The organism is Olsenella sp. AGMB03486, from assembly GCF_040884255.1.
In the GTDB taxonomy this organism is placed as follows: Bacteria; Actinomycetota; Coriobacteriia; order Coriobacteriales; family Atopobiaceae; genus Olsenella_L; species Olsenella_L kribbiana.
Window position 1 is genome coordinate 1 of record NZ_JBEVTM010000008.1, and the last position, 22,294, is coordinate 22,294.

At 55.4% G+C, this 22,294-nt stretch carries 18 protein-coding genes and 1 pseudogene; 9 read left to right on the top strand and 10 right to left on the bottom strand.

Going from position 1 to position 22,294, the window contains the following annotated elements:
* Nucleotides 1–14 precede the first annotated feature (14 nt).
* From ABVS03_RS05380 to ABVS03_RS05395, 4 genes are all read right to left on the bottom strand, one after another.
* Nucleotides 15–1,004, bottom strand: a complete 990-nt coding sequence (locus ABVS03_RS05380) for an ABC transporter permease (RefSeq protein WP_368018330.1) — start codon at nt 1,002–1,004, stop codon at nt 15–17.
* Between the two features lie 74 nt (nt 1,005–1,078).
* On the bottom strand, nt 1,079–2,749 hold the full coding sequence (locus ABVS03_RS05385; protein WP_368018331.1) for an ABC transporter substrate-binding protein: 1,671 nt from the start codon (nt 2,747–2,749) through the stop codon (nt 1,079–1,081).
* A gap of 100 nt (nt 2,750–2,849) precedes the next feature.
* Nucleotides 2,850–3,668, bottom strand: a complete 819-nt coding sequence (locus ABVS03_RS05390; RefSeq protein ID WP_368018332.1) for a PfkB family carbohydrate kinase — start codon at nt 3,666–3,668, stop codon at nt 2,850–2,852.
* Nucleotides 3,669–3,721: 53 nt separating this feature from the next.
* Nucleotides 3,722–4,714, bottom strand: a complete 993-nt coding sequence (locus ABVS03_RS05395) for an SIS domain-containing protein (RefSeq protein ID WP_368018333.1) — start codon at nt 4,712–4,714, stop codon at nt 3,722–3,724.
* Between the two features lie 325 nt (nt 4,715–5,039).
* On the opposite strand from ABVS03_RS05395, the gene ABVS03_RS05400 reads away from it, so the two are divergent.
* The 5 genes and pseudogenes from ABVS03_RS05400 to ABVS03_RS05420 form a co-directional block, all read left to right on the top strand.
* The gene (locus tag ABVS03_RS05400) at nt 5,040–6,299 is read left to right on the top strand and encodes a PTS transporter subunit IIC (RefSeq protein ID WP_368018334.1); all 1,260 of its coding nucleotides are present in this window, start codon (nt 5,040–5,042) and stop codon (nt 6,297–6,299) included.
* A gap of 66 nt (nt 6,300–6,365) precedes the next feature.
* Entirely contained in the window at nt 6,366–6,644 is a 279-nt protein-coding gene (locus tag ABVS03_RS05405; protein ID WP_368018335.1) for a PTS sugar transporter subunit IIB, read from the top strand.
* 76 nt (nt 6,645–6,720) lie between these two features.
* Nucleotides 6,721–7,200, top strand: coding sequence for a PTS sugar transporter subunit IIA (locus ABVS03_RS05410; RefSeq protein WP_368018336.1), 480 nt, complete (start codon nt 6,721–6,723; stop codon nt 7,198–7,200).
* Nucleotides 7,197–7,988, top strand: coding sequence for a tryptophan synthase subunit alpha (gene trpA, locus ABVS03_RS05415; protein ID WP_368018337.1), 792 nt, complete (start codon nt 7,197–7,199; stop codon nt 7,986–7,988). Before ABVS03_RS05410 ends, trpA begins: the two co-directional genes overlap by 4 nt.
* 42 nt (nt 7,989–8,030) lie before the next feature.
* Nucleotides 8,031–8,111: pseudogene (locus ABVS03_RS05420) on the top strand (hypothetical protein); the annotation flags it as partial.
* Nucleotides 8,112–8,123: 12 nt separating this feature from the next.
* Here ABVS03_RS05420 and ABVS03_RS05425 read toward each other — a convergent pair.
* Nucleotides 8,124–8,408 carry a hypothetical protein gene (locus ABVS03_RS05425; RefSeq protein WP_368018411.1) on the bottom strand — a complete coding sequence of 95 codons (285 nt, stop codon included), beginning with the start codon at nt 8,406–8,408 and terminating at the stop codon, nt 8,124–8,126.
* A gap of 366 nt (nt 8,409–8,774) precedes the next feature.
* Between ABVS03_RS05425 and ABVS03_RS05430 the strand changes: the two genes are divergently transcribed.
* Nucleotides 8,775–10,136 carry a BglG family transcription antiterminator gene (locus ABVS03_RS05430; RefSeq protein WP_368018407.1) on the top strand — a complete coding sequence of 454 codons (1,362 nt, stop codon included), beginning with the start codon at nt 8,775–8,777 and terminating at the stop codon, nt 10,134–10,136.
* Nucleotides 10,137–10,222: 86 nt separating this feature from the next.
* Here the strand turns inward: ABVS03_RS05430 and ABVS03_RS05435 are convergent, their stop codons facing one another.
* The 5 genes from ABVS03_RS05435 to ABVS03_RS05455 form a co-directional block, all read right to left on the bottom strand.
* Nucleotides 10,223–11,041 carry an MBL fold metallo-hydrolase gene (locus ABVS03_RS05435; protein ID WP_368018338.1) on the bottom strand — a complete coding sequence of 273 codons (819 nt, stop codon included), beginning with the start codon at nt 11,039–11,041 and terminating at the stop codon, nt 10,223–10,225.
* A 14-nt stretch (nt 11,042–11,055) separates the two neighbouring features.
* Nucleotides 11,056–11,964, bottom strand: coding sequence for an AEC family transporter (locus tag ABVS03_RS05440; protein ID WP_368018339.1), 909 nt, complete (start codon nt 11,962–11,964; stop codon nt 11,056–11,058).
* 76 nt (nt 11,965–12,040) lie between these two features.
* Complete coding sequence (locus ABVS03_RS05445) at nt 12,041–13,381, bottom strand: PTS sugar transporter subunit IIC (RefSeq protein WP_368018340.1); 1,341 nt, start codon at nt 13,379–13,381, stop codon at nt 12,041–12,043.
* Between the two features lie 54 nt (nt 13,382–13,435).
* Nucleotides 13,436–13,741 (bottom strand): PTS sugar transporter subunit IIB, encoded by a 306-nt coding sequence (locus ABVS03_RS05450; protein WP_368018341.1) that lies wholly within the window; start codon nt 13,739–13,741, stop codon nt 13,436–13,438.
* A complete protein-coding gene (locus ABVS03_RS05455) occupies nt 13,738–14,070 on the bottom strand; it encodes a PTS lactose/cellobiose transporter subunit IIA (protein ID WP_368018342.1) in 333 nt (110 codons plus the stop codon). Before ABVS03_RS05455 ends, ABVS03_RS05450 begins: the two co-directional genes overlap by 4 nt.
* A 180-nt stretch (nt 14,071–14,250) precedes the next feature.
* On the opposite strand from ABVS03_RS05455, the gene ABVS03_RS05460 reads away from it, so the two are divergent.
* The 3 genes from ABVS03_RS05460 (at nt 14,251) to ABVS03_RS05470 (ending at nt 21,975) form a co-directional block, all read left to right on the top strand.
* Nucleotides 14,251–16,962, top strand: a complete 2,712-nt coding sequence (locus ABVS03_RS05460; RefSeq protein WP_368018343.1) for a sigma 54-interacting transcriptional regulator — start codon at nt 14,251–14,253, stop codon at nt 16,960–16,962.
* A 2-nt stretch (nt 16,963–16,964) separates the two neighbouring features.
* Nucleotides 16,965–18,278 (top strand): RNA polymerase factor sigma-54, encoded by a 1,314-nt coding sequence (rpoN, locus tag ABVS03_RS05465; RefSeq protein WP_368018344.1) that lies wholly within the window; start codon nt 16,965–16,967, stop codon nt 18,276–18,278.
* A 163-nt stretch (nt 18,279–18,441) separates the two neighbouring features.
* Nucleotides 18,442–21,975 (top strand): SIR2 family protein, encoded by a 3,534-nt coding sequence (locus ABVS03_RS05470; protein WP_368018345.1) that lies wholly within the window; start codon nt 18,442–18,444, stop codon nt 21,973–21,975.
* The last annotated feature ends 319 nt before the right edge of the window (nt 21,976–22,294 follow it).

Here is a 22,294-nt window from a genome sequence, read left to right on the forward strand (position 1 = left end):
TCTGCTTTCATGGCTTATTTGCCTCCCGCAATGCGGATTCTGGGATCGATGATCACATAGAGCACGTCCATGAGAAGCATTGCCAGTATGAACATGACGCTATAGATGAAGCTGATTGCCAGCACCACGTTGTAATCGTTCGACTGTATTGCCGTGATATAGAGGCTTCCAAGGCCAGGGATCGAGAAGATCTTCTCGATGACCAGGCTGCCCGTCATGAGGCTCACCAGAAGCGGGACAAGCACCGTAATGACGCTGATGAGGGTGTTGCGCAGCGCATGGTGAATTACCAGCTTGGCCTTCGGCAGCCCCTTCGACTTGGCCAGCATCATGAAATCGGACTCCATGATGCTCACCATCTCGGAGCGCGTATAGCGCTCGACGCTTGCCAGGGTAAACATGGAAAGCGCGATGACAGGAAGCACCGACGAAACAATGGGATGGGCAGGATCGAATATGATGGGGAAAAGCTTTGCCCTGTAGCCCAGGAAGTAGGAAAGCGCCAGCGCGAAGACGAATGACGGCAGGCTCACGCCCAGCACGGCAATGATGGTCGCTGCGGTATCCCAGCCAGTGCGCTGCCTGAGTGCGGCAATGATGCCCAGCACCACGCCCACAAGCGCACCAAGAATGCCCGCTTCGAGACCGATGCTCACGGACGTCCAGATGCGCGGCCCCACCATGCTCGAGATAGGCATGTTCGTCTGGATGCTGTACGAGACTCCGAAATCCCCGTGCAACATGTTCCACACATAGAGGAAGAACCTCTCCACGACCGGCTTGTCCAGGCCATAGTGGGCCTTGAGCGCGGCAATCTGATCAGGTGAGAGCTTCTCTTCGTTGTTGAAGGGCGATCCAGGCATCAATGTCAGAAGCAGAAACAGCACCAGCAGGATCACGAAGAGCGTCGCCAGGGCAATCAGGAGACGCTTTGCGATATAGCGTCCCATCTCGCTTCTGCCACGCTTTTGGGTCCTCTGGACTGTTGCGCCTTCCTGCGTCATCAAAAACCTCCTTGCCTGTCCTGCCCCAGGCACGGCCTACGGAGAGGAAAGATCTCCGCAGGCGCCTGGGCACGCTATGCCTTGGTGACGAACTTGTAGTAGCAGGGGATGCCGGTGATGTGCTCCGTGATTCCCTTCACGCTGCTCTTCGTAATCGTTGCCGTGCCGGTCTGATAGATCGGGATGCAGACAGCCTGCTCGGTGCAAATCTCGTTGCAGCGCATGAGCTCGGACCAGCGGGCATCGGCATTTCCGGCATCGGTCGTGTTCGCCTTCTCGTAGGTCGCATCGAACTCATCATTCTTCCAGCTCGAGTAGTTGGATGGATGGTTCGACTCATACATGGCGAGGATGGCTGTCGGGTCTGCGTAGTCAGGTCCCCATGCATGGAAGCAGACTTCGAAATCGCGGGTGCCTTCGCGGGCAATCCTGTTCTTCTTCGGCGTCGACTCGAGGTTGATGGTCAGGCCATCGAGTGTCTTCTGGAGCGTATCCTGGATATAGGCGCAGGTCGTCTGCGCAAAATCCTTCTCCTGGTCATACAGGATCGTGAACTCGCGCACATCGGTCTCCTGCTTGGCCTTCTCCCAGGCTTCCTGAGCCTTGGCAGTGTCATAGGCATAGAGCTGCGGGCTTGCCGAGGCGAAGTCCGTGCCATCCTCCTTGCTGTAGAGCCCGACCATGCACATCTGGTTGACTGGAGTGGATCCATCTTTCAGAACGTTCTCGCAGATGTCTTCCCTGTTCAGTGCGTAGGCAATCGCGATACGGAAGTTCTCGTTGCTGAGCCCTTCCTTCGTCGTATTCATCATGAGGTAGTAATTGAAGTTGCCCGATTCCTTCTCGAAGCCCTCATCGTCCTTGTACTGGTTCACGAGCTCGCCCGTCAGCTGGACATAGTCCACCGTGCCGTTCTCGTATGCCATGACTGCCTGCTGGGTATCGGAGATCACCTGCAGGTTCACGACATCGACATCGACATTCGCTGCATCCCAGTAGTCCGGATTCTTCGTCAGGGTGATGGTGTTGCCCGACGTATCGTACTGGGTCAGCGTATAGGGCCCGCAGTACAGCATGTCATCCTTGGTCAGAGCGAAATTGCTGCCCTTCTCTTCACGGAACTTCTTCTGCACTGGCGCCCAGGGCGTGAAGGCAAGAAGATCGAGGAGGAACGGCACCGGATGCTCGAGGGTGACCTCGATCGTCTGGTCGTCTGCCGCCTTGGCTCCGAGCTCGCTGACATCCTTCTTGCCAGCAAGGACATCCTCATAGTTCTTCAGTGCAGCCATCTCGATCTGATACTGGAAATCGGCAGCGCCATTCTCGGCAAGCGCATTGCGCTGCCAGGCATACACGAAGTCATCTGCCGTGACTGCATCCCCATTGCTCCACTTGGCGCCGTCACGGATGTGGAACCGGTAGGTCATCTGGTCATCCGATACCTCATAGGTATCGCAGAGGCCATTGACCGACTGGTTCTTTATGTCCTTCACGAAGAGGCCTTCGCAGCAGTTCGTGATGACGCCCATAGAGACTGCGTCTCCAGCGACGATGGGATCGAGCGCTACCACCGCAGTCGCGACGGCGATGTTCACGGTCTTCTGCTCCTCGGCAGAAGACTCCTGGCTGCTCTGGCTGCCTCCGCAGCCGGCGAGGCCGGCACCCATGAAGACCAGGCCAGCTGCCGAGCTTGCCTTGATAAAGTCACGCCTGCTCATTGTAGGAACGCCAAACTTGAAGTTCATCGTAAGCTCCTTTGTTCCGCCTGCGCCGAAAAGTATGGTGATGGAGCCACGCTCGAAGGGGAGTTTCTTCGCGTGGCTCCGGTGACAGCACGCATAGACCCTAGGGACATATGGCATGCGGGTGTCCGAAAGCTCCGTGGACCGTACAGGTATGCGAAGCACGCTCGGCCGCATATCTGAGAGAGGCACGTACGTCATGGGAATCTGCATAGCTCACCAGGAATGCTGCCGCGAAGGAATCTCCTGCACCCATAGCATCGATTGCCTGGCAAGGGACGATTGGCTGCTCATAGAGCTTGCCGCCGTGCAGCGCTATGCTGCCGCGCAGCCCCTTGGTGACGATCGCGATATCGGGACCCAGCTCCTTGGCCCTTCTGGCAAGGGAGACACACTCGCTATCCGTCAAGCCCTCTCCCGAGAAGAAAGCGATATCGATGCTGGGACAGATCGCTTCCAGCAGCTCCTGCCCATGTCCGACGGAAAAATCGTATGAGACGGGAACGACCTTATGGATGCGCCCGAGCTCGCTATCGATGCCCGCCTCGTTCGTCGTATGGCAGATATCGAATCCGGAGATGAAGTCGAGGTCTTCCTGGGAAATCCCGAGGCGGAGCAGATGCGCTACCGTATCGCGCTTTCCCCGGAAGAAGACCCTGTCCCCATCGATGATGCGCACACCAGGCATAGGGGTCGTGCCGTACGCCCTGCGGCAGCGCTCGAGGCTGACGCCCAGCTCTTCGAGGGCTCCCTCGATATGGCGGGCAGGAGCGTCATCGGCAAGGATGCCGAGAAAGCTTGCTTTCTCGGCTCCATCGAGCATAGCGTTCGCGGCGACATTGACTGCCTGGCCGCCTGGATAGAAGACGCCTTCGTCCAGATAGCCGTCGGCAACGCAGTCGCCTATGCTCACAAGCTTCATGTCCTTGCCTCCTGTCAGTCTTCCGCCCCGCCCCAGGCGCCTTCCCGGCTCTTCTAGTACTCCAGCTGCCACATATAGCGGCGGACAGAAAGGGAGTGTCCGCTGTCATGCGCATGGGCTTCCACAAAGACGCGGATGGCAGCGCTGAGCAGCTCGGGGGCGAAGTACTCCTGCACGTCCTGCGGCACGCCCTCATAAGAGAAGGCATTCTCGTCGAGGACCAGGAGCTCCTGAGAGTACTGCTTCGCGAAAGCCAGGGCACGCTCATCCAGATGCTTCGTCGCACCATTGCCGACAGAGATGATGAAGGGAACGTCGAAGTCCGTGATCTCGAAGGGGCCATGGAAATACTCGCCGGAATGGATGCAGTTCGAATTCACCCACTGCATTTCCATCAGCCAGCATATGGCAAGAGCATACATCTCGCCATAGCTCGCGCCAGAACCCATGGTGTAGATCAGCTTTGACCGCTTGGTCCTGCTGGCAAACCTGACGCAGTCATCGCGGTACAGATCTTGTGCCTTGGCCTTGAGCTCCGGCAGGGCATCGACAGCGCTGGAAGCCTTGGCCCAGCGCTCTGCATGCTCCCCATCAAGGCTCTTGAGGAACTCGAACCAGGCACGGAGCTCCACAGAGCCGCTCTTGTCCGCTTCTTCTGCCCCCTCGCCGTGATCGTAGTGGATGGGATAGGATGCTGCCTTCCAGAGAGGGGAATCCACGGCATTGCTGAATGCGATGGAGAGGGCTCCGGCATCGGTTGCCTTCTGCGCCGCAGCAACGGTCTCCGGCGTCGTGCCGGAATGGGAAATCGTGACCACGATCGAGCTGGCGTCGAAAGCCTTCGGCGTTGCGTAGTTGAACTCGTTCGAGGTGTAGATGGCAGAAGGGATAGCGAGCTCGCGGTCGAACATATACTGTGCCGGCATCATCGATGCCTGCGATCCGCCACATGCCACGAAGTAGACATGCGTTGCCTTGCCAGCCTCCACCCTCTCCCTGATTGCCGAGGCGGCGGCTTCGATCTGGTCGATGTGCTCCTGCTTCATATGATGCCCTCCTACATAACGTTCTATTACGATATAGTGCTTTATATAATGTCACATGATGTATTGTCAATAAGCAATTCGGCGTGGAAACAAATCGCTAATAAATGGGAAGCGAACCCTCGGCAAAGGCCGCGCTGCAGGCAGAAGACGCAGAGTGAAGCGGGTGACAGTCCGGCATTCCCACAGGCTGCACCATGCAAGCGCTGCCGTTTGGCCCTCCAGAATTGCAGCATTCCGGCATGAAACAGGTGCAATCTGCCACAATCTGCATTTCCTTCCTAGACTTTGGGGCAGATCGTAGGTCAGAAGTTCAAAGGAGGTATCTGTGGATGCATTGTTGGGTGCCATGAGCTGGTATGCTGCGCTACCTGCTGCAGTCATGGTCATGATCGGCATCTTCCTGGTAGGGCTCTTGCTGGCAAGGCTTAAGGTTCTTGATGCCCTCCGCTCGGCAATCTATGTCGCGGCAGCGATTGTCGGCATGAATGCGATGGTGGGGATGTTCGCCGGCGCGGCTACGCCCGTCCTGCAGCTGGTGGTGGAATCGACGGGTCTGAAGCTCGACATCATCGATCTGGGAGTCGGCTCGTCTTACGCATCAGTGCTCTTTCCGCTGAGCTTCTATTCCATCCTGTTGGTTGTCGGGCTGCTCGTGAACGTCGCCATGATTCTTCTCAAGTTCACCGACACTTTCGACGTGGACGTGTTCAACTACAGCGTATGGGCGCTTGCTGCCTCCTATGTCTGGGTCATCACCGGAAGCATCCCTCTTGCCATTCTGGCTTATGCCATAAACGAGGTGATCGTGCTGAAGTTCGCCGATCTGACAGCTCCTGCCATCGAGAAGGCATATGGACTGGACGGCGTCTCCATTCCCCATGGCAATGCCGTCATCTTCGCTCCCGTCGGCATGTTCGTGAATTGGGTCATCGAGAAGATCCCTGCCTTGGCAAAGATCGACTGGAGCCCTGAGAAGATCGAGGAACGTTTCGGCGGAATGGTATCGCCTTCCACCATCGGTTTTGTCATGGGCATCGTGCTCGGTGCAGCTGGTGGCAAGGACTTCGGGCAGACGTTGCTTTTGGGCATCACGATTGCCGCATTCATGATCGTGTTCCCGCGTGTCGAGAATATCCTCGTTGAAGGAATCACGCCCGTTGCAGACGGCATGAGGGAAATCTGCACGAAGAAGTTCAACCGCGACCTCCACATCGGACTCGATGCAGCAATCCTGATCGGCATGCCCGATGTCATGGCCACCGGAATCCTTGTGACCCCCTTCATACTGCTGCTTGCTTTCATCCTTCCTGGCAACCGCGTCATGCCAATGGCCGACCTTGCCATTGCAGCGCCCTTCCTCATCAGCTGCTGCATGCCCTACTGCAAGAAGAACATCTTCCGCGGCCTCATTGCCGGCATCATCGTCATGATCATCACTCTGTATGTCTGCACCGCGACAGCGGACTGGTACACCGCGTGCGCTGCAATGAACGGCCTTCCCTTCGAGTCCACATCGACGACGCTGGGCATCTGCTCGAGCTGGGTTGCCTGGGGCATCGCCAAGGTGTTTGCGCTCTTCGTATAGACGCGACCCGTCACATTTCCCTATCCGATACCGTTTCCCAACCGACCGACAGAAAGAGGCAGGAAAATGAAGAAGATCGTTGTTGCCTGCGGAACAGGCGGAGTCACCTCGAAAAACATTGCCATGAAGATCGAGAAGTACCTGAAATCCAAAGGCGTCGAAGCAAGCGTCACGACCTGCAGGGTGCTGGAGGTGGCCGATCTCGTGTCGCAGATCCATCCCGATGTGGTCTGCTCTGCAACAGAGCTTCCGCCGCTCGATGTTCCAACCATCAGAGCAACAGCAATCCTTACAGGCGTCGGCACCGAAAAGGTCTACCAGCAGATCCTTGACCTCGTCAAATAGGTTCTATCCAGAACAAGATGGGAGAGTTCCTGCCATATTCAGGATTCTCCCATCTTCCAGAGAGAAAGGAGACGCCTTGGGTGCACGTATTGCCATTGCATCGTCTCTGGTTGCCTTAGACCTTGCTGCAGAAGACAGCTCGGATGCCATCAGACAGCTGGGTAGCCGCCTGATCGAGGGCGGATTTGCCGGAAAGCAATACATCGATGCCGTGCTCGCGCGCGAAGCGACCTATCCAACGGGGCTTGAGTTCCCATCCTGCGGTGTGGCGCTTCCGCATGGAGAGCCAACCGGGGTACGGGATGCAGCGCTTGCTATTGCCAGATGCAGGCCCGAAGTGCAGTTCCGCTGCATGGACGACTCATCGAGAAGCATACCTGTCAGATTAATTGCGCTGCTTGCAGTGAACGCCCCTGAGGAACACCTGGATGTCATCGGCAGGCTCATAGGCGTGTTTTCTGATGCAGAGCTCTGCGAGAAGCTGCTCGAGGCAAAGAGTCCAGACGAGGCGGCAGCTGTTCTGGACAGGGCGATAAACGGAGGGGAAAGACAATGAACCATATGCAGGAGACACTGCTCAGGTGCAGACAGGATGGAAAGAAGATTCTGGTCGGCTACTTTCCCCTCGCAGATCCGGCTATGGGCGACCCGGTTGCAAGGGTGGGCGAATACCTGGAAAGCGGCGTGGATGTATTGGAACTCGGGCTGCCCTATGAAAAGCCTGCGCTTGATGGCGCCGTTGTCCGTGATTCGATGAAAAGAGCGCTCGGAGTCATGGGAGCAGAAGCCGCACTCAAGTCGATCGGCAGCCTCCGCCAGGCATTTCCGAATGCATGCCTTCAGATCATGACCTATCACGAAATCATCGAGGGCATAGGGCTGGATCGGTTCTGCAGGATGGCAAAAGAAGCGGGAGCTGACGGAGCGATGTCTCCCAATGCTTCGGACAAACAGACAGAAGAGCTGGGCCTCGCCCTCGAAGAGCAAGGCCTCATCATGCCGAGGTTTGCCCCCTTCCATCTGGATAGGTCCACCGCTGCAGATATTGCCCATTCAGCCAAAGGCTACGTGTTTGTGCAGGCACAGGACGGAAAGACTGGTGTCCAGACAGGCATTCCTGGAAAGGTGGGCGAAAACATCTCCCTGCTTCGCAGCTGTTCCGAAGACATTCCGCTGTACGCTGGATTTGGCATATCATGTCCTGAACAGATTCGGACGCTGATAGATATGGGTGCAGATGGCGTGATTGTGGGGAGCAGCATAATATCGGCTGTGCTGGAAGGAAAATCGAAGATCTATATCTCATCACTCAGAGCAGCTCTTGACAATCAGGCGAGATATTGAAGCAAGATGAGCCCGAGAGCATGGAACATATTCCGCATGCTTATGAAAGATCCTTTCGGAGCGACGACGGTCCAGCAGCTGGCGCTCGCACTCGATGTATCCGAAAGGACGATACGCTATGACCTGAATGCGCTCTCAGGCTTTCTGGGAGCGCATGGCATAGTGCTCCAGCGAGTACCTCACAAAGGCATCTCGATCTCTCCTGATGATGTTGCAGCTGCGCTCGACCTGATCCAGGATGAACAGAAGAGCGGCTGCGGCGGATACCTTTCGGCAGAGGAGCGTGAACGAGCAATTGCTTGGGCGCTCCTTGATGGCACGTGCCCCAAATCTCTCGCCGGCATGGCCGAGAGCCTTGAAGTCAGCCGGAGCACAGCCAAGAGAGACTTCGATCATGCAGCTGCCTGGTTTTCCCGACATGGAATACCTGTCTGCTACGATGCAAGGGTTGGATGGCACCTCGAAGCAGACGAATATGCACGGCGCAAGACTATGGTCGACTTCATTCAATCTCTGCCGGATAATAGTGCTGATATCATTTGGAGCAGCAAAGATGCCAAAGCCAGGCTTCCGTTCCAGGCCATCCTTGAACCATCCGATCTGGAGGCAGCTTCGGCAAGCCTGGCAGCTCTCTGCGCCCTTCATGGAGAGCGGCTGACCGATGAATCATTTCAGATGCTTGTTTATTACCTTTGCATAGCGATGTCACGCACGCGGGCTGGCAATTTTGTCAGCTATGGCGCCATCAAAGGACTTGCTAGCGGCTGGCTTGGAGACATCTGCGACATGCTTGCAGATCTCATGCCCGGCCTTCCTCCATCGCACATCGATGCAGAGGCCACGGTCCTGGATGCACTGATCATGGCAGCATCGCGCCAGTCGCTGTCATTGGCGGATTCCGATATGCCTGGCTGGGCTTCGAAGATCGCCGACGATTTCCTGGAGAGCATTTCCAAAGCCTTGGGATTTGACCTGTTTTCCGACAAGGACCTTGTCCAGGCAATGAGCATCCATGCAAAGGCGATGGTGGCACGGGCAAAGCTCGGCATTGCTGCCAGAAACCCGATGCTGGACCAGATAAAGACCCAGTTCACCGGGCTCTACCAGGAGTGTGCATCGACTCTTTCGGTTGTTCTGGGACCTTATGGACTCACTCCTTCCGATGATGAGATCGGATACTTTGCCACCTATGTGGGAGCTGCGCTCGAACGTCTGAAGAAGCAGCCTGCCGTCAGCAGAAAGACCAGGGTAGCCGTCGTATGCGGAGCCGGCATAGGGACAGCATCTTTTCTCTCCCGCGCCCTTGCGAATGAATACCCACACATGGAGGTGGTGGCCCTTCTGTCCACACGAGACTGCCAAAGCTATGACTATGCAGGAGTCGACCTGGTACTGAGCACGGTGAGCATACCCTTTGTCCTGCCGCGACCAGTCCTGCGCGTAAGCCCCATGCTCACCAGATCGGACATCAGGCTCATAGATGCGTTTCTCAATCCCGTATCTGCCACATGCACGGAATCGAGTGCTGCAAAGATATTGGAGATAGTCGAGAAGACCTGCGACATCAGGGACCGCACCGCTCTCGAGCAGGAGCTCAAAGAACTTCTTGAGCCCAAACCCTCCTATATCCTGCCGAAACCTGAAGGATTCATGACGCTCGCACAGCTTATGGAGCGGGGAGAGATCCAGACAGGAGTCAGTGCAAAGAGCTGGGAAGATGCCGTATGGATAGCTGCACGGCCACTTCTGGACGATGGACGGATGACCGAGCGCTATATCCAGCAGGTGTTCGATATGGCAAAGAGGTATGGGCAGCATGGCGTGATATTGGCACCGCTCTGTGCGCCACACGCAGAGCCAGATATCTCGAACAAGGCATCGATATCAGTTGTCACGACCTCCAATGATGTCGTGGTCTCCATGGGAGGCGATGAAGTGCGGCTGAATGTCATCATGCTTCTATGCTTGCAGACTCCAGTTGCGCATGCAGTTGCCCTTGACGAGCTCTTTTCCCTGGCCGATGAATATCCCGGCTTCATAGGCGATCTGCATGATGCCCACACTCCTGCCGAAGCTCTGGGCGTGACAAAGAGATACCTCAAGCATATGCTCCGCCAGCTGCCGGCAGGCTCAACGTCAGACATCTGATTGAATCGATCTGAAGTATTGAGCAAACGCTGCTCCAGTCAGGCTGAACAGCAGATGTCTGGCATCCTGCGCTGCCATCCCGTCTCTCAGATATTGTCCGCGCGGTAAGCCAGATTGCCTGTCCCTCCATCGATGCGGCTGCCAGTAGCTGTATCGACTCGTTTTGCGAGATAGCCCTTTATTCCAAGCCATTCGAACGGAATGTGGTCATCTTCTCCCGAAAGGACTTCGTCACAGATATCCATGTTCTCTTCGAGAACGGCCTTGTCTGATTCGCAGGTGCCATGCTGCCTGAGGACCCGGTCGTATCTGGCTTCATGCTCCTTCAGATGGGCCAGACTCTGCCGAAACTCATGCACAGAACTCGCCTCCGACCTCAAAAGCATCGTGAATACGCCGCAGGCATCGCCGAAGAATGCTATTCGTTCCTGGATATCCAAAAGCACCATCATCCCTGGTGTATGCCCAGGCACGTGGATGGTTTCGATATCAAGATTGCCCAGGTGGAACATCTGCCCTTCCTCGAGCGGCAGATAGCCATCGACCTTCGGCTCAATCCATTCGGATTCGGGAACCTTATCGAGATCGCTCTTCCCCGCCAGCGATTGATGGCGGGCAGCAAAGGTCGTCCTCTCGCGCGCCACAGGCAGATCAGCGAAAGACATATAGACCTTGTCGAATTGGGCAGCCCCCGAAGCATGATCCACATGCCCATGGGTGATGACCACTTCATAAGGCTTGTCTGTCAACTGCTCCACAAAGGATCTGAGGTCGCCGATTCCATAGCCCGTATCCACAAGCAGCGCCCGGTCGTCACCCTCAATCAGATACTGGCAGACACCCGTCCCCTTTGCCCGGATTCGTACGATATGGCTGGTGACCCGTTCACTTTCAAAGACGACCATCAAGAACTCCTTCTTCATACCAAGCAGCTGAACAGCTGAAAGACGATAGGAACGCTCATCACGGACAACAGCGTGGAAAGGCAGACCAGTCGGACCGAGAGTCTATAGTCTGCACCGCACTGCTGGGCAAAGATGGCCACATTCGCTCCAACCGGTGCAGCGGACGCAATGAACAATGCCTGCACCATTTCGCTGTTCCCCATTCCTGATAGCCTGATGAGCAGGGCCGTAGCAAGAGGCACCACGAACAGACGCACAATGCTTCCGGCCCAGACGCGAACATCCGCAACCAGGCTCTTGGGCTGTGTCTTTGCGAGATAGCTTCCCAAGACAAGCATTGCAATCGGCGTATTTGTATCGGCCAGCATCTCGACGCTTCTGCTCACTATGCCCGGAACCGGCAGCTGCGTAGCATAGAGGAGGATGCCCATGACTGTTGCAATCAGCACCGGATTTAGAAGCACGCTCTTGAGCTGAACCTTCCTGCTGTCGCCCGTAAGGAGCCACTCGCCGTATGTCCATTGGAGGATGTTGAGAAACGAGATCATGGGAGCGATATAGAACACCGCTTCCTTGCCGAATGTGGCGCTCACCAAGGGAATGCCGACGAAGCCTGCATTTGAGAAGGCAGCGCCAAAATCCTGCTCAGGTTCCCTCCGGGAAAAGATGATGTAGGAGACTGCCATGGCAATGGCAAGAGATGCCATCCCGAGGATGGCAGACTGCCCCAGCAAGCCAAGCCCGCCTTCCTTCATCGGTACCATGAAGGAATTCAGCGTCACACAAGGTATGATGCAGCTGACCAGCAGCTTGCCCAAAGCGCTGCTGACCGCATCGTCCAGGATTCCGATACGTGTCAGCACGACACCTGTGCCCATCAGAAGGAGCATAGTCAGGGTCTGCTGCAGGATGATGAGAGACACGAAGACTTCCAATCTACGCCAGCTCTGAAATCTGCCAGGACAGCCGATCTGTCCTGGCAGAGACAATTGCCAAAGCCTATGCTTCGACCTCGTTTGCCTGCTCCTGGCTGAGCAGCTGCTGGTCATAGGCCTTCATGAACGGAAGGCAGATGACCATATCAAGGGCGAGCTCGATTGCCCAGAGAACAAGGGCTCTCCAGTCCATGGCAGACAGGAATGCCGCAACGGGGACTGGGGTGAAGGCGGGGATGTTGAGATAGAACTTGGTCACAAGACCCGCATCCATGCAGAGGTAGACCAGCGTGAAGTTCAGGGCTCCGCAGATGACCATCGGGATATACATGAGGACATTCATCATGGTCGGAATGCCGAAGATCATCGGCTCATTGATGTCAAAGATCGAAGGTCCGATAGCGACCTTGGAAAGAGCCTTGAGCTGGGCAGACCTGCAGAACACCATCATGAGCAGGCAGAGTCCGAGATAGGTTGTCCAGTTGCCGAAGATAGCATTGACGTTGCCGGCAAAGATATAGGGAAGCGGATCTCCTGCTGCATATGCTTCTGCATTTGCAGCAAGTCCCATGGTCGCAAGCGGCGTCGTGATAGGGCCAGTGATGCCTGCCGGATGGATTCCGAAGAACCAGAAGGTGGTATTGAGGAAGTTGATGAAAAGGATGCCGGGCAAGGAGTTCACTGCACCCACCAACGGTGCAAAGATTGTCGTCATGATGCTTGCAAGGCCAGCTCCCGTAAGCGTCGTGCAGCCCAGGTTGAGCAGAACAAAGAGCGCAACATTGGCAAGGATTGGGTAGAGGATCGAGAACGCGCCGGAAACGGCAGGAGGTACGATATCCGGCATCTTGATCGTGATGTTATGTACCTCGAACAGCCTGTCGATTTCCACAACAACAAGAGCCGAAACCATAGCGAAGAACATCGAGCTGGTCCCAAGTCCCGAAATGGTGTAGACAGCTGCTCCCTCGGCAGTGCTGGCAGAAGTAGCCGTCACCGTAAAGAGAACGACCAGGGCGCATATGGCATTGGTAATCGGATTCATCTCATATGTCTTGGCAAGCGAGTAGGAGACGCCAGCCGATACATACACGGAGATAATGCCGATGGTCATGTAGTAAGGGACAATCAGCCAGGAAATATTGGCATTGGCCCATGTCTTCCAGGCAATCAGGAAAGAAAAGAAGAAGTTCGTGGGCTGGATGGTCGTCAAATCGACAGGCGGCATAGCGAGAATCATGAAGACGCCTCCCACGATAGTGGCAGGAATCATCAGCATCATGCCGTCGCGCAGTGCTCCAAGATGGCGCTGCTTGCTCATCTTCTCGGAAATGGGCATAAGTGTTCTCTCGAGCGATTCCTGGAACTTGCCCAGCCCGCTCGCCTTCTCTTCGGTCTCAGCCATCGTCAGGCTCCCCCTTCATTGCTCTCTATCATCTGCGTGCCATGAACGGACAAGCTACTTCAGCAGATCCAGCGCCGTTTCAAGAACCTTCTTGCCGTTCATCATCCCGTAGTCGACGCTATTGATGACTGCGACAGGCACACCCTTCGGGCTGCAGATGCCCTGAAGCTCCTTGAGGCGATAACGGACCTGAGGTCCCAGAAGGAGTACATCGGCATTCCCCAAATCCTTTACGACATCGTCCACGGGTCTTGCCTGGATATTGGCATCGATACCCTGCTCGCGGGCTGCGTCCTGCATTCTCTTTACCAGAGCGCTCGTCGACATCCCTGCCGCACATGCAAGCGTGATGTACTTCATTTCAGTCCAGTCCTTTCCTCTACCTTGGCAAGTCTTTCGATCACATCGATGCTTTCCTGCGCCAGATCCAGCACGGTGACCGCATTCATGAAGTGGTCCTGTGCATGCATCATCAGAAGCGTGGTCAGATCCTTGTTGCCATTTGCCTCTTCTGAAAGCAGCTTGAGCTGCATCTCATGTGCCTTCGTCAGACAGCTACGCCCATTCGCGATAGCCGACCTGGCCTCTTCGAATCTGCCTGCTTTCGCTTCTTCTATCGCCTCCATCGCGTCGCTTCTGGCGTCGCCAGCGCTGGCAATGAGCGTGACTGCAGCTTCTTCGATATCCATGGTTTCCCTCCTTGTCATGAGCTTCGTCTCCTGCCGTTCATAACACCGGATGCAAAATACGTGCCAATACACTAGATTTCTTCGTTTCTGCAGGAAATCTGGTGCCGCTGACGGAGTATTGATTTCTGTTTCGTGTGTATTCCATTAGTGTATTGCTCATTCAAAACAGGTTGGAGACACATGAAGCGCATCGAGGTCATCTATCAGAGGCTCACCAAGGCTGGCGAAGAGGGATGCACTGCCTCCGCCCTCGCTTCTGTCCTCGGCCTTGCACGTGCAAATGTCAGCAGCGATCTCAACCAGCTCTGCCGCGAGAATCGGGCCTACAAGACAGGATCCCGCCCCGTGTTCTATCACCCGGTCAAGACAGGTGATGCAATCTCCCGAAGACCGGCAGGCGCTGCAGGCCATACCGACCCCTTTGCCGAGACATCAATCAGGTATCCGAGCCTCTTTCATTGCGTCGAACAAGCAAAGGCTGCCGCGCTCTACCCTCCCCACGGCATGAACATGCTCATCAGGGGAGCCACAGGAGTCGGAAAGACAACCTTTGCAAAGCTTGTCTATGACTACTCCGTGTATGCCGGCATCCTTGACAGCGACGCGCCTTTCATTGCCTTCAACTGTGCGGACTATGCCGACAACCCACAGCTGCTCGTCAGCCAGCTCATGGGGTCGGTCCGTGGTGCCTATACCGGCGCTGAAGAGAACCGCGAAGGGCTGCTTGCGCAGGCAGATAACGGCATCCTGTTCCTCGACGAAGTGCACCGGCTTCCCCCACAGGGACAGGAGATGCTCTTCACCTTCATGGATCGGGGCGTCTACCGCAGGCTCGGAGAGACAGACGCCGAGCATAGGGCGAAAGTCATGTTGATCTGCGCAACCACAGAAGACCCCAGTTCAACGCTTCTCAAGACCTTCATGCGCCGCATCCCGATGGTGATCGAAATACCCGCTCTGAGCGAACGTTCCCGCAAGGAGCGATTCAACTACATTGCTGCATTCTTCCTTGATGAATCAGAGCGCCTGGGCATGCCGATCTTTGTTTCGGTCAACAGTCTGAGGGGGCTTCTGGCATACAGCTGCCCCAGCAATGTAGGACAGCTCAAAAGCGATATAAAGCTTCTCTGTGCAGGAGCCTACTCGCGGCTCCAGAGCCACCAGACAGCCCGTATGGAAATTTCAGGACGCCACCTTCCCGAAAACATACGCGAGGGCATGTATGCCGCGACATCCCGCGAAGAGGTATGGCTCCCCTATCTGGCGGAAAACAGGCGCTTCTGCGTCTTCGATGCCCAGAAAGAGCAGCCATCAGACATTCCCAGCTCCGCAAAGCCCGCCGGTCAGCATGAATCAATCTATGACCTGATCGATCGAAAGTATCTTGCGCTCAAGAACGAGGGCTTGGACGAAGAGGAGATAACATCCCGCATCAACGACATTATCCGCAGCTATTTCAGCGGCTATGTCACCCGTTCGGCCAAGACGACCTTTGCAGAGAGTGTCATAGATTCCGAGGCTCTTACGCTTGCCAACGAGATTCTCGATGCAGCAGCAAAATCGCTGGACAGGACCTTCTCAGAGAATATCCGTTTCGGTGTTGCAGGACATATCAGCGGCGCGATCAGCAGGGTCGAGCGTGGGCTTGCCATCCATAATCCACAGCTCGATGACATCCGGAAGAACCACCCCCGCGAGTTTTCAGCTGCCCTCACGGCTCTCCGCACCATACAGAGCCACTACTCCGTCGAGCTTCCTCTCGATGAGGCAGGCTTTCTTGCCCTGTTCATGATGCCGATCGAGCGCCACCATGACAGCATCCCTCTCATTGTGGTCATCGCGCATGGGCCAGCAACTGCCACATCCATGGTGGAGACGGCAAACTACCTGCAGGGAGCAAATCTTGCCGTCGGCATCAATGCCTCGCTGAACGAGAGTCCCTCGCAGGTCTATATGCGCCTGCTCGATCTGGTAAGGACCCATATGCCCCAGGCTGGCGTCCTCTTGATGGTCGACATGGGCTCGCTCTCGGAATTCGGTACTTCGCTTACACGGGATACCGGCATTCCCTGCAAGGTATTCCAGCTTGTCAGCACCATGCACATTGTTGAAGCCGAAAGGAAGGCCTCTCTGGGCTTTTCTCTCGATGAGGTCTACGATGCTGCGGCTTCGGTCAACGAGATTCTGGGGCCACAGAGGCCGGCTCTTGCGGCGGACGCCTCTCAGAGCCATCAGGTCTCTCGAGCGTTCATCGTCACAGTCTGCACCACAAGCGAAGGCGGAGCGCAGATGCTCAAGGACCTCTTTGACAGCCGGCTCAACTACCACAACGGATTTTGCGAAACCATTGCCCTGGCACTTCAGGCCAAGGAGAGCATCGCGGAAAGGCTCGAAGCCCTCTCCAAGGCCGGAACTATCCTCTGCGGAGCAAGCACCTTCGCTATCGACTATCCGATTCCCTGGTACAGCCCTTCCGACATCATTGCCGGAAACGCTATCCAGGATATACAGGAGAGGATAGAGGAGGCGCTGGTCATCTCGAAGACACGCGATGCCCTTTCCGAGCTCATAGACAGCTACAACGTGAAGGCAGCGTTTCCGCTGTTCCTGGATGCCATCAGCTCCATCGAACATGAAGGCAGACGCTCCCTTGCCTCCGACACAGAGATCGGTGTGCTTTGCCACCTTTCCTACCTTGTAGACCGCATCAAGAAGGGCGAAGGCCTCGATGTACCCCAGACCCATAGCAGCGCAGCCGAAGATCCCGCACTCTATCATGCAGTACTTGCGAGCCTTACCACGCTCGAGCAGAAACTTCAGATAGCGATTCCCCAACAGGAGGCGGGCAACATATGTGCCTTCTTCTCTCCTGAGAACTGCAGACAGGCGTAAAGATGGAGCTCGCAGCGAAACAGGCACCAAAAGCAGTACAGCAGCAGGCGCCGCGCCATGTTTTGTCTGCGCAGACCAGGCTATCCTTGAAGCTCCTGAATCTGCCCTGGGCCGAGCTCTCTTCCTATATCGAAGGCCAGGCAGAGGAGAACCCGCTGCTCGAGCTGCCCGATACCCCCATCAGCGAACCTCAAGGCACGGCATTTCCGGACTTCTCCGAAAGCGTCTACCATACCGAGCTCAACGAAGACATCTACATCCAGGAAACGACCTTCAGCGATCATCTCCTTCAGCAGGTACGTGAACTCGATCTGTCTACCGGGGAGGAGCGGGGCTGCAGAAGCCTCATATCGCAACTCGATGAACGTGGCTACCTCAGCCCCGACAGCGCTCTTTCTGCAGAAGAGGAAAGGGCGCTTCCAATACTCCAGTCGCTGAGCCCCGCCGGCGTCGGTGCCCGCTCTCTTGGAGAATGCCTTCGCCTCCAGCTGGAGCGCACGGAATCTGCCACACCTTCCCTCCTTGCAATGGTCGACCATCATCTCGAAGAGATTGCACGGGGAGAATGCCGCAAGATTGCGCAGGCACTCGGCATGACGGCTGCAGAGGTGCAGAAGGACGTATCTCTCATACGCAGTCTGTCGCCCATTCCATCCAGAGGCTACCGAACCTCTGCCGAGCCTGAAATCATCGAGCCGGAAGCCTATGTGGTGCAGGGAGACGGCCAGGGCCTTGCTTTCCAGGTGAGAAGAACGGGGCTCAGGTGGAATGATGCATATCTCGGTCTTGTCGGCCATGCTCCAGATGCAGCATCACAACGCTACCTCGCCGAAAAGAAAGCCGATGCCCAAGCTCTCATGGGCATGGTCTCGTTCCGCGAGAGCACCATGGAGCAGATCGTCCGCATCGTCGTCACGACACAGCATGAGGCACTCCTCTATGGAATGTCCCATCTGAAGCCGCTGACCATGGTCCAGGCCGCAGGCGAGCTTGGCCTCTCGCCCTCTACCATAAGCCGTGCCGTGCAGGGCAAATGGATGCAGGCGCCTTGCGGCCTCGTCCGCATGCGCGACTGCTTCACAGGTTCCATAACAAAAGAGACAGAAGGTAGGTCCGAAGAGCGCAAGGACCTATCAGCCAAGAGCATCCAGCATCGGATATCCACCATCATCGAGCACGAAGATCGAAATTCTCCGCTCTCGGACCAGATGATTCTCCGCAAGCTTCAGGACCAGGGCATCAGCATTTCAAGAAGAGCCGTAGCGAAATACCGCGATGAGATGGGCATACCTTCCTCGAAAGCGCGGGCCCGATAATCTGAGGCACATCCGCAATTGATCGTTCTCGGATATCCGGCACACATCGCTCCACTTTGGCTTGCCGCAATAAGAACTATCCGTACGTTGCGGCATACCAAGACCAGGCCCGCTATCCTTGTACCAGACACTTCTCGGCTCATCCATTTCGGGAGAACAGCATATGTCCAGCAAGAGTGACTGTCTTTCTATTGCAGGCGTGGAAATGCCCGAAGAGATCATCGAGGCGGCAACAAACGACAGCTTGGCAATCTTTGCGGGAGCAGGCGTATCAATGCAGCCGCCGGAGAGTCTGGGCAGCTTTGAAGAGCTCACCAACACTCTCTTCAATAGCATTGATGTGACAAATCAGGTTGCGGCTGATGAAGACCGGACTTGCGAAGCCAGGCTGGAAAAGCTTGTGGGTGTATACGGCAGCAAGGTCTATGACGAATGCGCGGACCTCATGAACAGGAACCGCCCCTCAGACCTTCATCGGAACATCCTTAAATGCTTCGATGGGCATCCCATACGCATCGTAACGACGAATTTTGATGAGAAGTTCGAATCTGCAGCAGGAGAGCTAGGCCTTGCGCTTGAAGAAGACCACAGCATCTACTACAGCCCTGCCCTACCCGACGGGGACCAGTTTGCCGGCCTTGTGCACCTGCATGGAGCAATCTGCCGGCCTCACGAGATGATACTGACCGAAACTGACTTCGGAAAAGCCTATATTACCAAGGCCCGAGCGGCACGTTTCCTGGTCGATCTCTTCAGTACCTACACCGTTCTGTTCGTAGGCTATAGCCTGAACGATATCCTTGTACGCTACCTTGCAAGATCTATCCCTCCCACTTCGAAGAATCATCTCTTTGTTCTGGCGAAGGACAATGAAGGCACTGAAGAAATCAAATCCTTGAGAATGACGCCAATACCGTTCCATGAGTTCGACGAACTCCCGGAAATCTTTTCGTGTCTCTCTAGACGGATTTCATACAGGCTCTACGACAAGATGAATACTGTCAAAGCAGTAGCCTCGCAGCCAGATCAGAGCTCCCTAGCGGAATGGAAAGATGTCGTTCGCTTCCTCAACGACCCTTCTGAGGATGCTCAAAGAGTCATCGCCAAGGCATACGCAGAAGGCGCATCTGGCTTTGAAGCAGTTGAGGCACTCGTCAAGCAGGGCATTGACAGCTTCCTGTTTGCAGACTCGCCAACAGAGCAAGACTCTGTGCTTGCAAAATGGACTGCCGAATCGTTCGCCCTGACAGAACCCCTATCTCTGCTCCAGCTATCAACAGAGCAGAGCAAGCGCTTCTCTAGCTCCTTCATGGCACAAGTATTGGGCGCCCTCAGCAATCCACCCGATGGACTGGATGGCAGGGTGTATGAGAATAGCCTAGGCATATGGGCACTCCAGCTTGGGCTTCTTGGGCCTCAAAACCTTGGAGCAGGCTACTGTATCACCAAGATTCTGGAAAGATGTACCTCGCCACGGATCGGCGTCGCCTATATCCGCAAGCTTTTCGAAGCACGTCCAAGTGTGCACATGAATACTTTGGACAAGAAGCCAGGACCGCTGGAGCTTGCGTTCACCTATGACAGATTCATTCCGGAACTGGCCGAATATGAGGACTCGGTAATCAGGCTGCTCCGCCCCACGCCAATGCAGGGGCTGCCCATATTCGTCAATCTGCTTGAGGGTTTTCATGACTTATTAAGTGCCTATGGGACCATTGATCATCCAATCGACCTTCTCAGCCTTGACAGAGCTGCGATAGAGGAGCATAAGCAGAATTCAACAGAAGAAGGTTCCATTCCCGACTATTTGATCGACATTGCCCGCGACATTGGACTGAACGCCATCGGTACGGAGGATGCAGACAAAGCCATTCAGCTCTGTCTCGGCTCGCGCTCCGAGATGGCACAACGCATAGGCATATTCCTTCTGCTCAGGCACAATCCCAGCCCAAACGATGCAATCAATACTGTTGTATCTCGAAAGCTCCTCGACAAGATCGCTCTTCGCCATGAGGCATTCAGCCTGCTTTACAGCGTCTACCCCCGAGCCGATGCAGAACACCGATCTGCACTCATCAGCTACGTGCTGAAGGTATATCCAGACCTGGCTGACGGGGATGACGCCTATGGGCGTTTCAATATATTCTCTTGGCTCGAGCAAGCAGCTCCAGGGGACCAGCTGCTGCAGATGAGAATACAGGAAGTCTTGGCAGTGCATCCTGGCTTCAAGCCCCGAGAACACCCAGACCTCCTCACATATACGATTGTGGAGACGAGCAGCGAGCTTCAACCCGATTTGCCGGAATCAGCCTTCACTGCAGAAAACATTATCCACGAGTATTCAGAGGTAAAAGCGACCGGCAGCGAATCTGCTATCAGCCATCAACTCGATAAATTCCGTAGGGCCATGCAGCACTATCCGATTCAGGGGCTTGCCATCATCGAAGATCTGGCTGCGAGGACAGATGTACCGCCAGTGCTGATCAAGACCCTAATCGGTTCCATCCGCTGGGACAAGCTTGACGGCAATTCCACGGCACGTGCCCTGGATCTAGTCCTTCTGATCTCTGACGATAGAGAGCTGTTCCTGCAAGCGCTGAACTCCCTCAGGCTGACGTTTTCTGACGATGCCGTAAATCACGACGTTCCGGTAGATCGCTACCTCAAGCTACTCGACGCATGCACCGATCATTGGAACTGGCTTCGTGACGAATGCAATTTGATCAAGAAGGGCTATGGTTTTCATGATTGGCTGATGCGCTCCCCGCTTGTACCAGCCTACGTTACAATGAAGCTCTACTCGATAGTTTCTGAAGCTTTCCTGTATCAGTCGAATCTTCTACAGCTCCAGGAGAGGACTTCCGACTTCATCGAGAAGGTCAGGGGCGCCATCGAGGAAGATAGCTGCTTTGGCCAGTGCATCTGCCGCTGCATTGGTTCCGCCCTGGATAGATGGCTCAACGTCTCTCCGAAGATTGCAACGACTTATCGAGAAGTGCTGTCTGAAAGCCATTGCAACTCCGCTGCCGCATGGGATGGCATATCGTATACCAGGGGATTGACGTCTGGTCTCTGGAGCTACATCAAAGACAGCCTCATTGATTGGGTCGAACATCATAGCGAACCATGCACAATGCGGCTCATTCGCTTGCTCACCATCGGAGCCATTCGCCGGGAAAGCATTCCAGAACGCAAAAGGATCGTCACGATCTGCGCGCATCTCTCTCCACAAGCTGCAGCTGCCTGTCTGCGAGACCTCACCACGTGGATCGAGGCTCTTTCGGACGCGGCACAGCAAACTGAACTTGATGAATGGCTCCGTGCCCTTCTTCCTTGTTTTGCAGAGCAGCCACAGTTTCGAGCATGTGCAAATGTCATTGTTTCATGGCTCGAATCAGAATCTGCTCTCAAGAACAGCGCCTTCGAGATGCTGATCGAACACTATGATGACGAATGCGAGGAACTCAGATTTCCGAGAGTCGATCTAACGCAGCTAGAGCTTGAAAGCGATTCGATGGCAAAGATCCTCATCTTCTTCCTGAAGAACTCGGACATTTATGCTTTGCGCGGGATGCATGCACAGGAGGCAGTTCAGCAAATTCATCCATCAGAAATCAGCCGCAACCTATTCAACGATCTAAGAGACCAAATAATGCGCCAGCAGCTGGAGCTCCCTGTAGATTGGAATTGCAGCTAGTTTAGCATTGAACTGACGCACTTATGCTTGGCAGAACACAGGATATGAAGCTAGCTGGAGGCATCCCCCTTCTCCTCGAACCAGACATCGGAGATCTTCCGCTCCGCACCCCGAGGTCCTTCGACCTCTCGAAGAGCCCCACCAACATCCTAGCCCGGGCTTCCATCGCCTCCTCCCGATAGGCATCCGGCATTCCTTCTCAGGACAGTATCCTATCGATCGGAGGAGCCAGCCACATCATCGCAGGCATGCGCTACCCACCCGAAGCCCATCAGGCTCTTCGCTGTCTCCAGTGGGTAGCGCATGCCTGCTCCTTCTA

Excerpts from the sequence above, each read along its gene's own strand:
- ABVS03_RS05395 (WP_368018333.1), bottom strand. The coding sequence starts at position 4,714 with ATGAAGCAGGAGCACATCGACCAGATCGAAGCCGCCGCCTCGGCAATC.
- ABVS03_RS05425 (WP_368018411.1), bottom strand. The coding sequence starts at position 8,408 with ATGTCGGGAAAACCAGGCAGCTGCATGATCGAAGTCTCTCTTGGCTGT.
- ABVS03_RS05455 (WP_368018342.1), bottom strand. The coding sequence starts at position 14,070 with ATGGATATCGAAGAAGCTGCAGTCACGCTCATTGCCAGCGCTGGCGAC.
- ABVS03_RS05460 (WP_368018343.1), top strand. The coding sequence starts at position 14,251 with ATGAAGCGCATCGAGGTCATCTATCAGAGGCTCACCAAGGCTGGCGAA.
- ABVS03_RS05435 (WP_368018338.1), bottom strand. The coding sequence starts at position 11,041 with ATGGTCGTCTTTGAAAGTGAACGGGTCACCAGCCATATCGTACGAATC.
- trpA (WP_368018337.1), top strand. The coding sequence starts at position 7,197 with ATGAACCATATGCAGGAGACACTGCTCAGGTGCAGACAGGATGGAAAG.
- rpoN (WP_368018344.1), top strand. The coding sequence starts at position 16,965 with ATGGAGCTCGCAGCGAAACAGGCACCAAAAGCAGTACAGCAGCAGGCG.
- ABVS03_RS05405 (WP_368018335.1), top strand. The coding sequence starts at position 6,366 with ATGAAGAAGATCGTTGTTGCCTGCGGAACAGGCGGAGTCACCTCGAAA.
- ABVS03_RS05470 (WP_368018345.1), top strand. The coding sequence starts at position 18,442 with ATGTCCAGCAAGAGTGACTGTCTTTCTATTGCAGGCGTGGAAATGCCC.
- ABVS03_RS05390 (WP_368018332.1), bottom strand. The coding sequence starts at position 3,668 with ATGAAGCTTGTGAGCATAGGCGACTGCGTTGCCGACGGCTATCTGGAC.
- ABVS03_RS05380 (WP_368018330.1), bottom strand. The coding sequence starts at position 1,004 with ATGACGCAGGAAGGCGCAACAGTCCAGAGGACCCAAAAGCGTGGCAGA.
- ABVS03_RS05445 (WP_368018340.1), bottom strand. The coding sequence starts at position 13,381 with ATGGCTGAGACCGAAGAGAAGGCGAGCGGGCTGGGCAAGTTCCAGGAA.
- ABVS03_RS05450 (WP_368018341.1), bottom strand. The coding sequence starts at position 13,741 with ATGAAGTACATCACGCTTGCATGTGCGGCAGGGATGTCGACGAGCGCT.
- ABVS03_RS05430 (WP_368018407.1), top strand. The coding sequence starts at position 8,775 with ATGCTTGCAGATCTCATGCCCGGCCTTCCTCCATCGCACATCGATGCA.
- ABVS03_RS05385 (WP_368018331.1), bottom strand. The coding sequence starts at position 2,749 with ATGAACTTCAAGTTTGGCGTTCCTACAATGAGCAGGCGTGACTTTATC.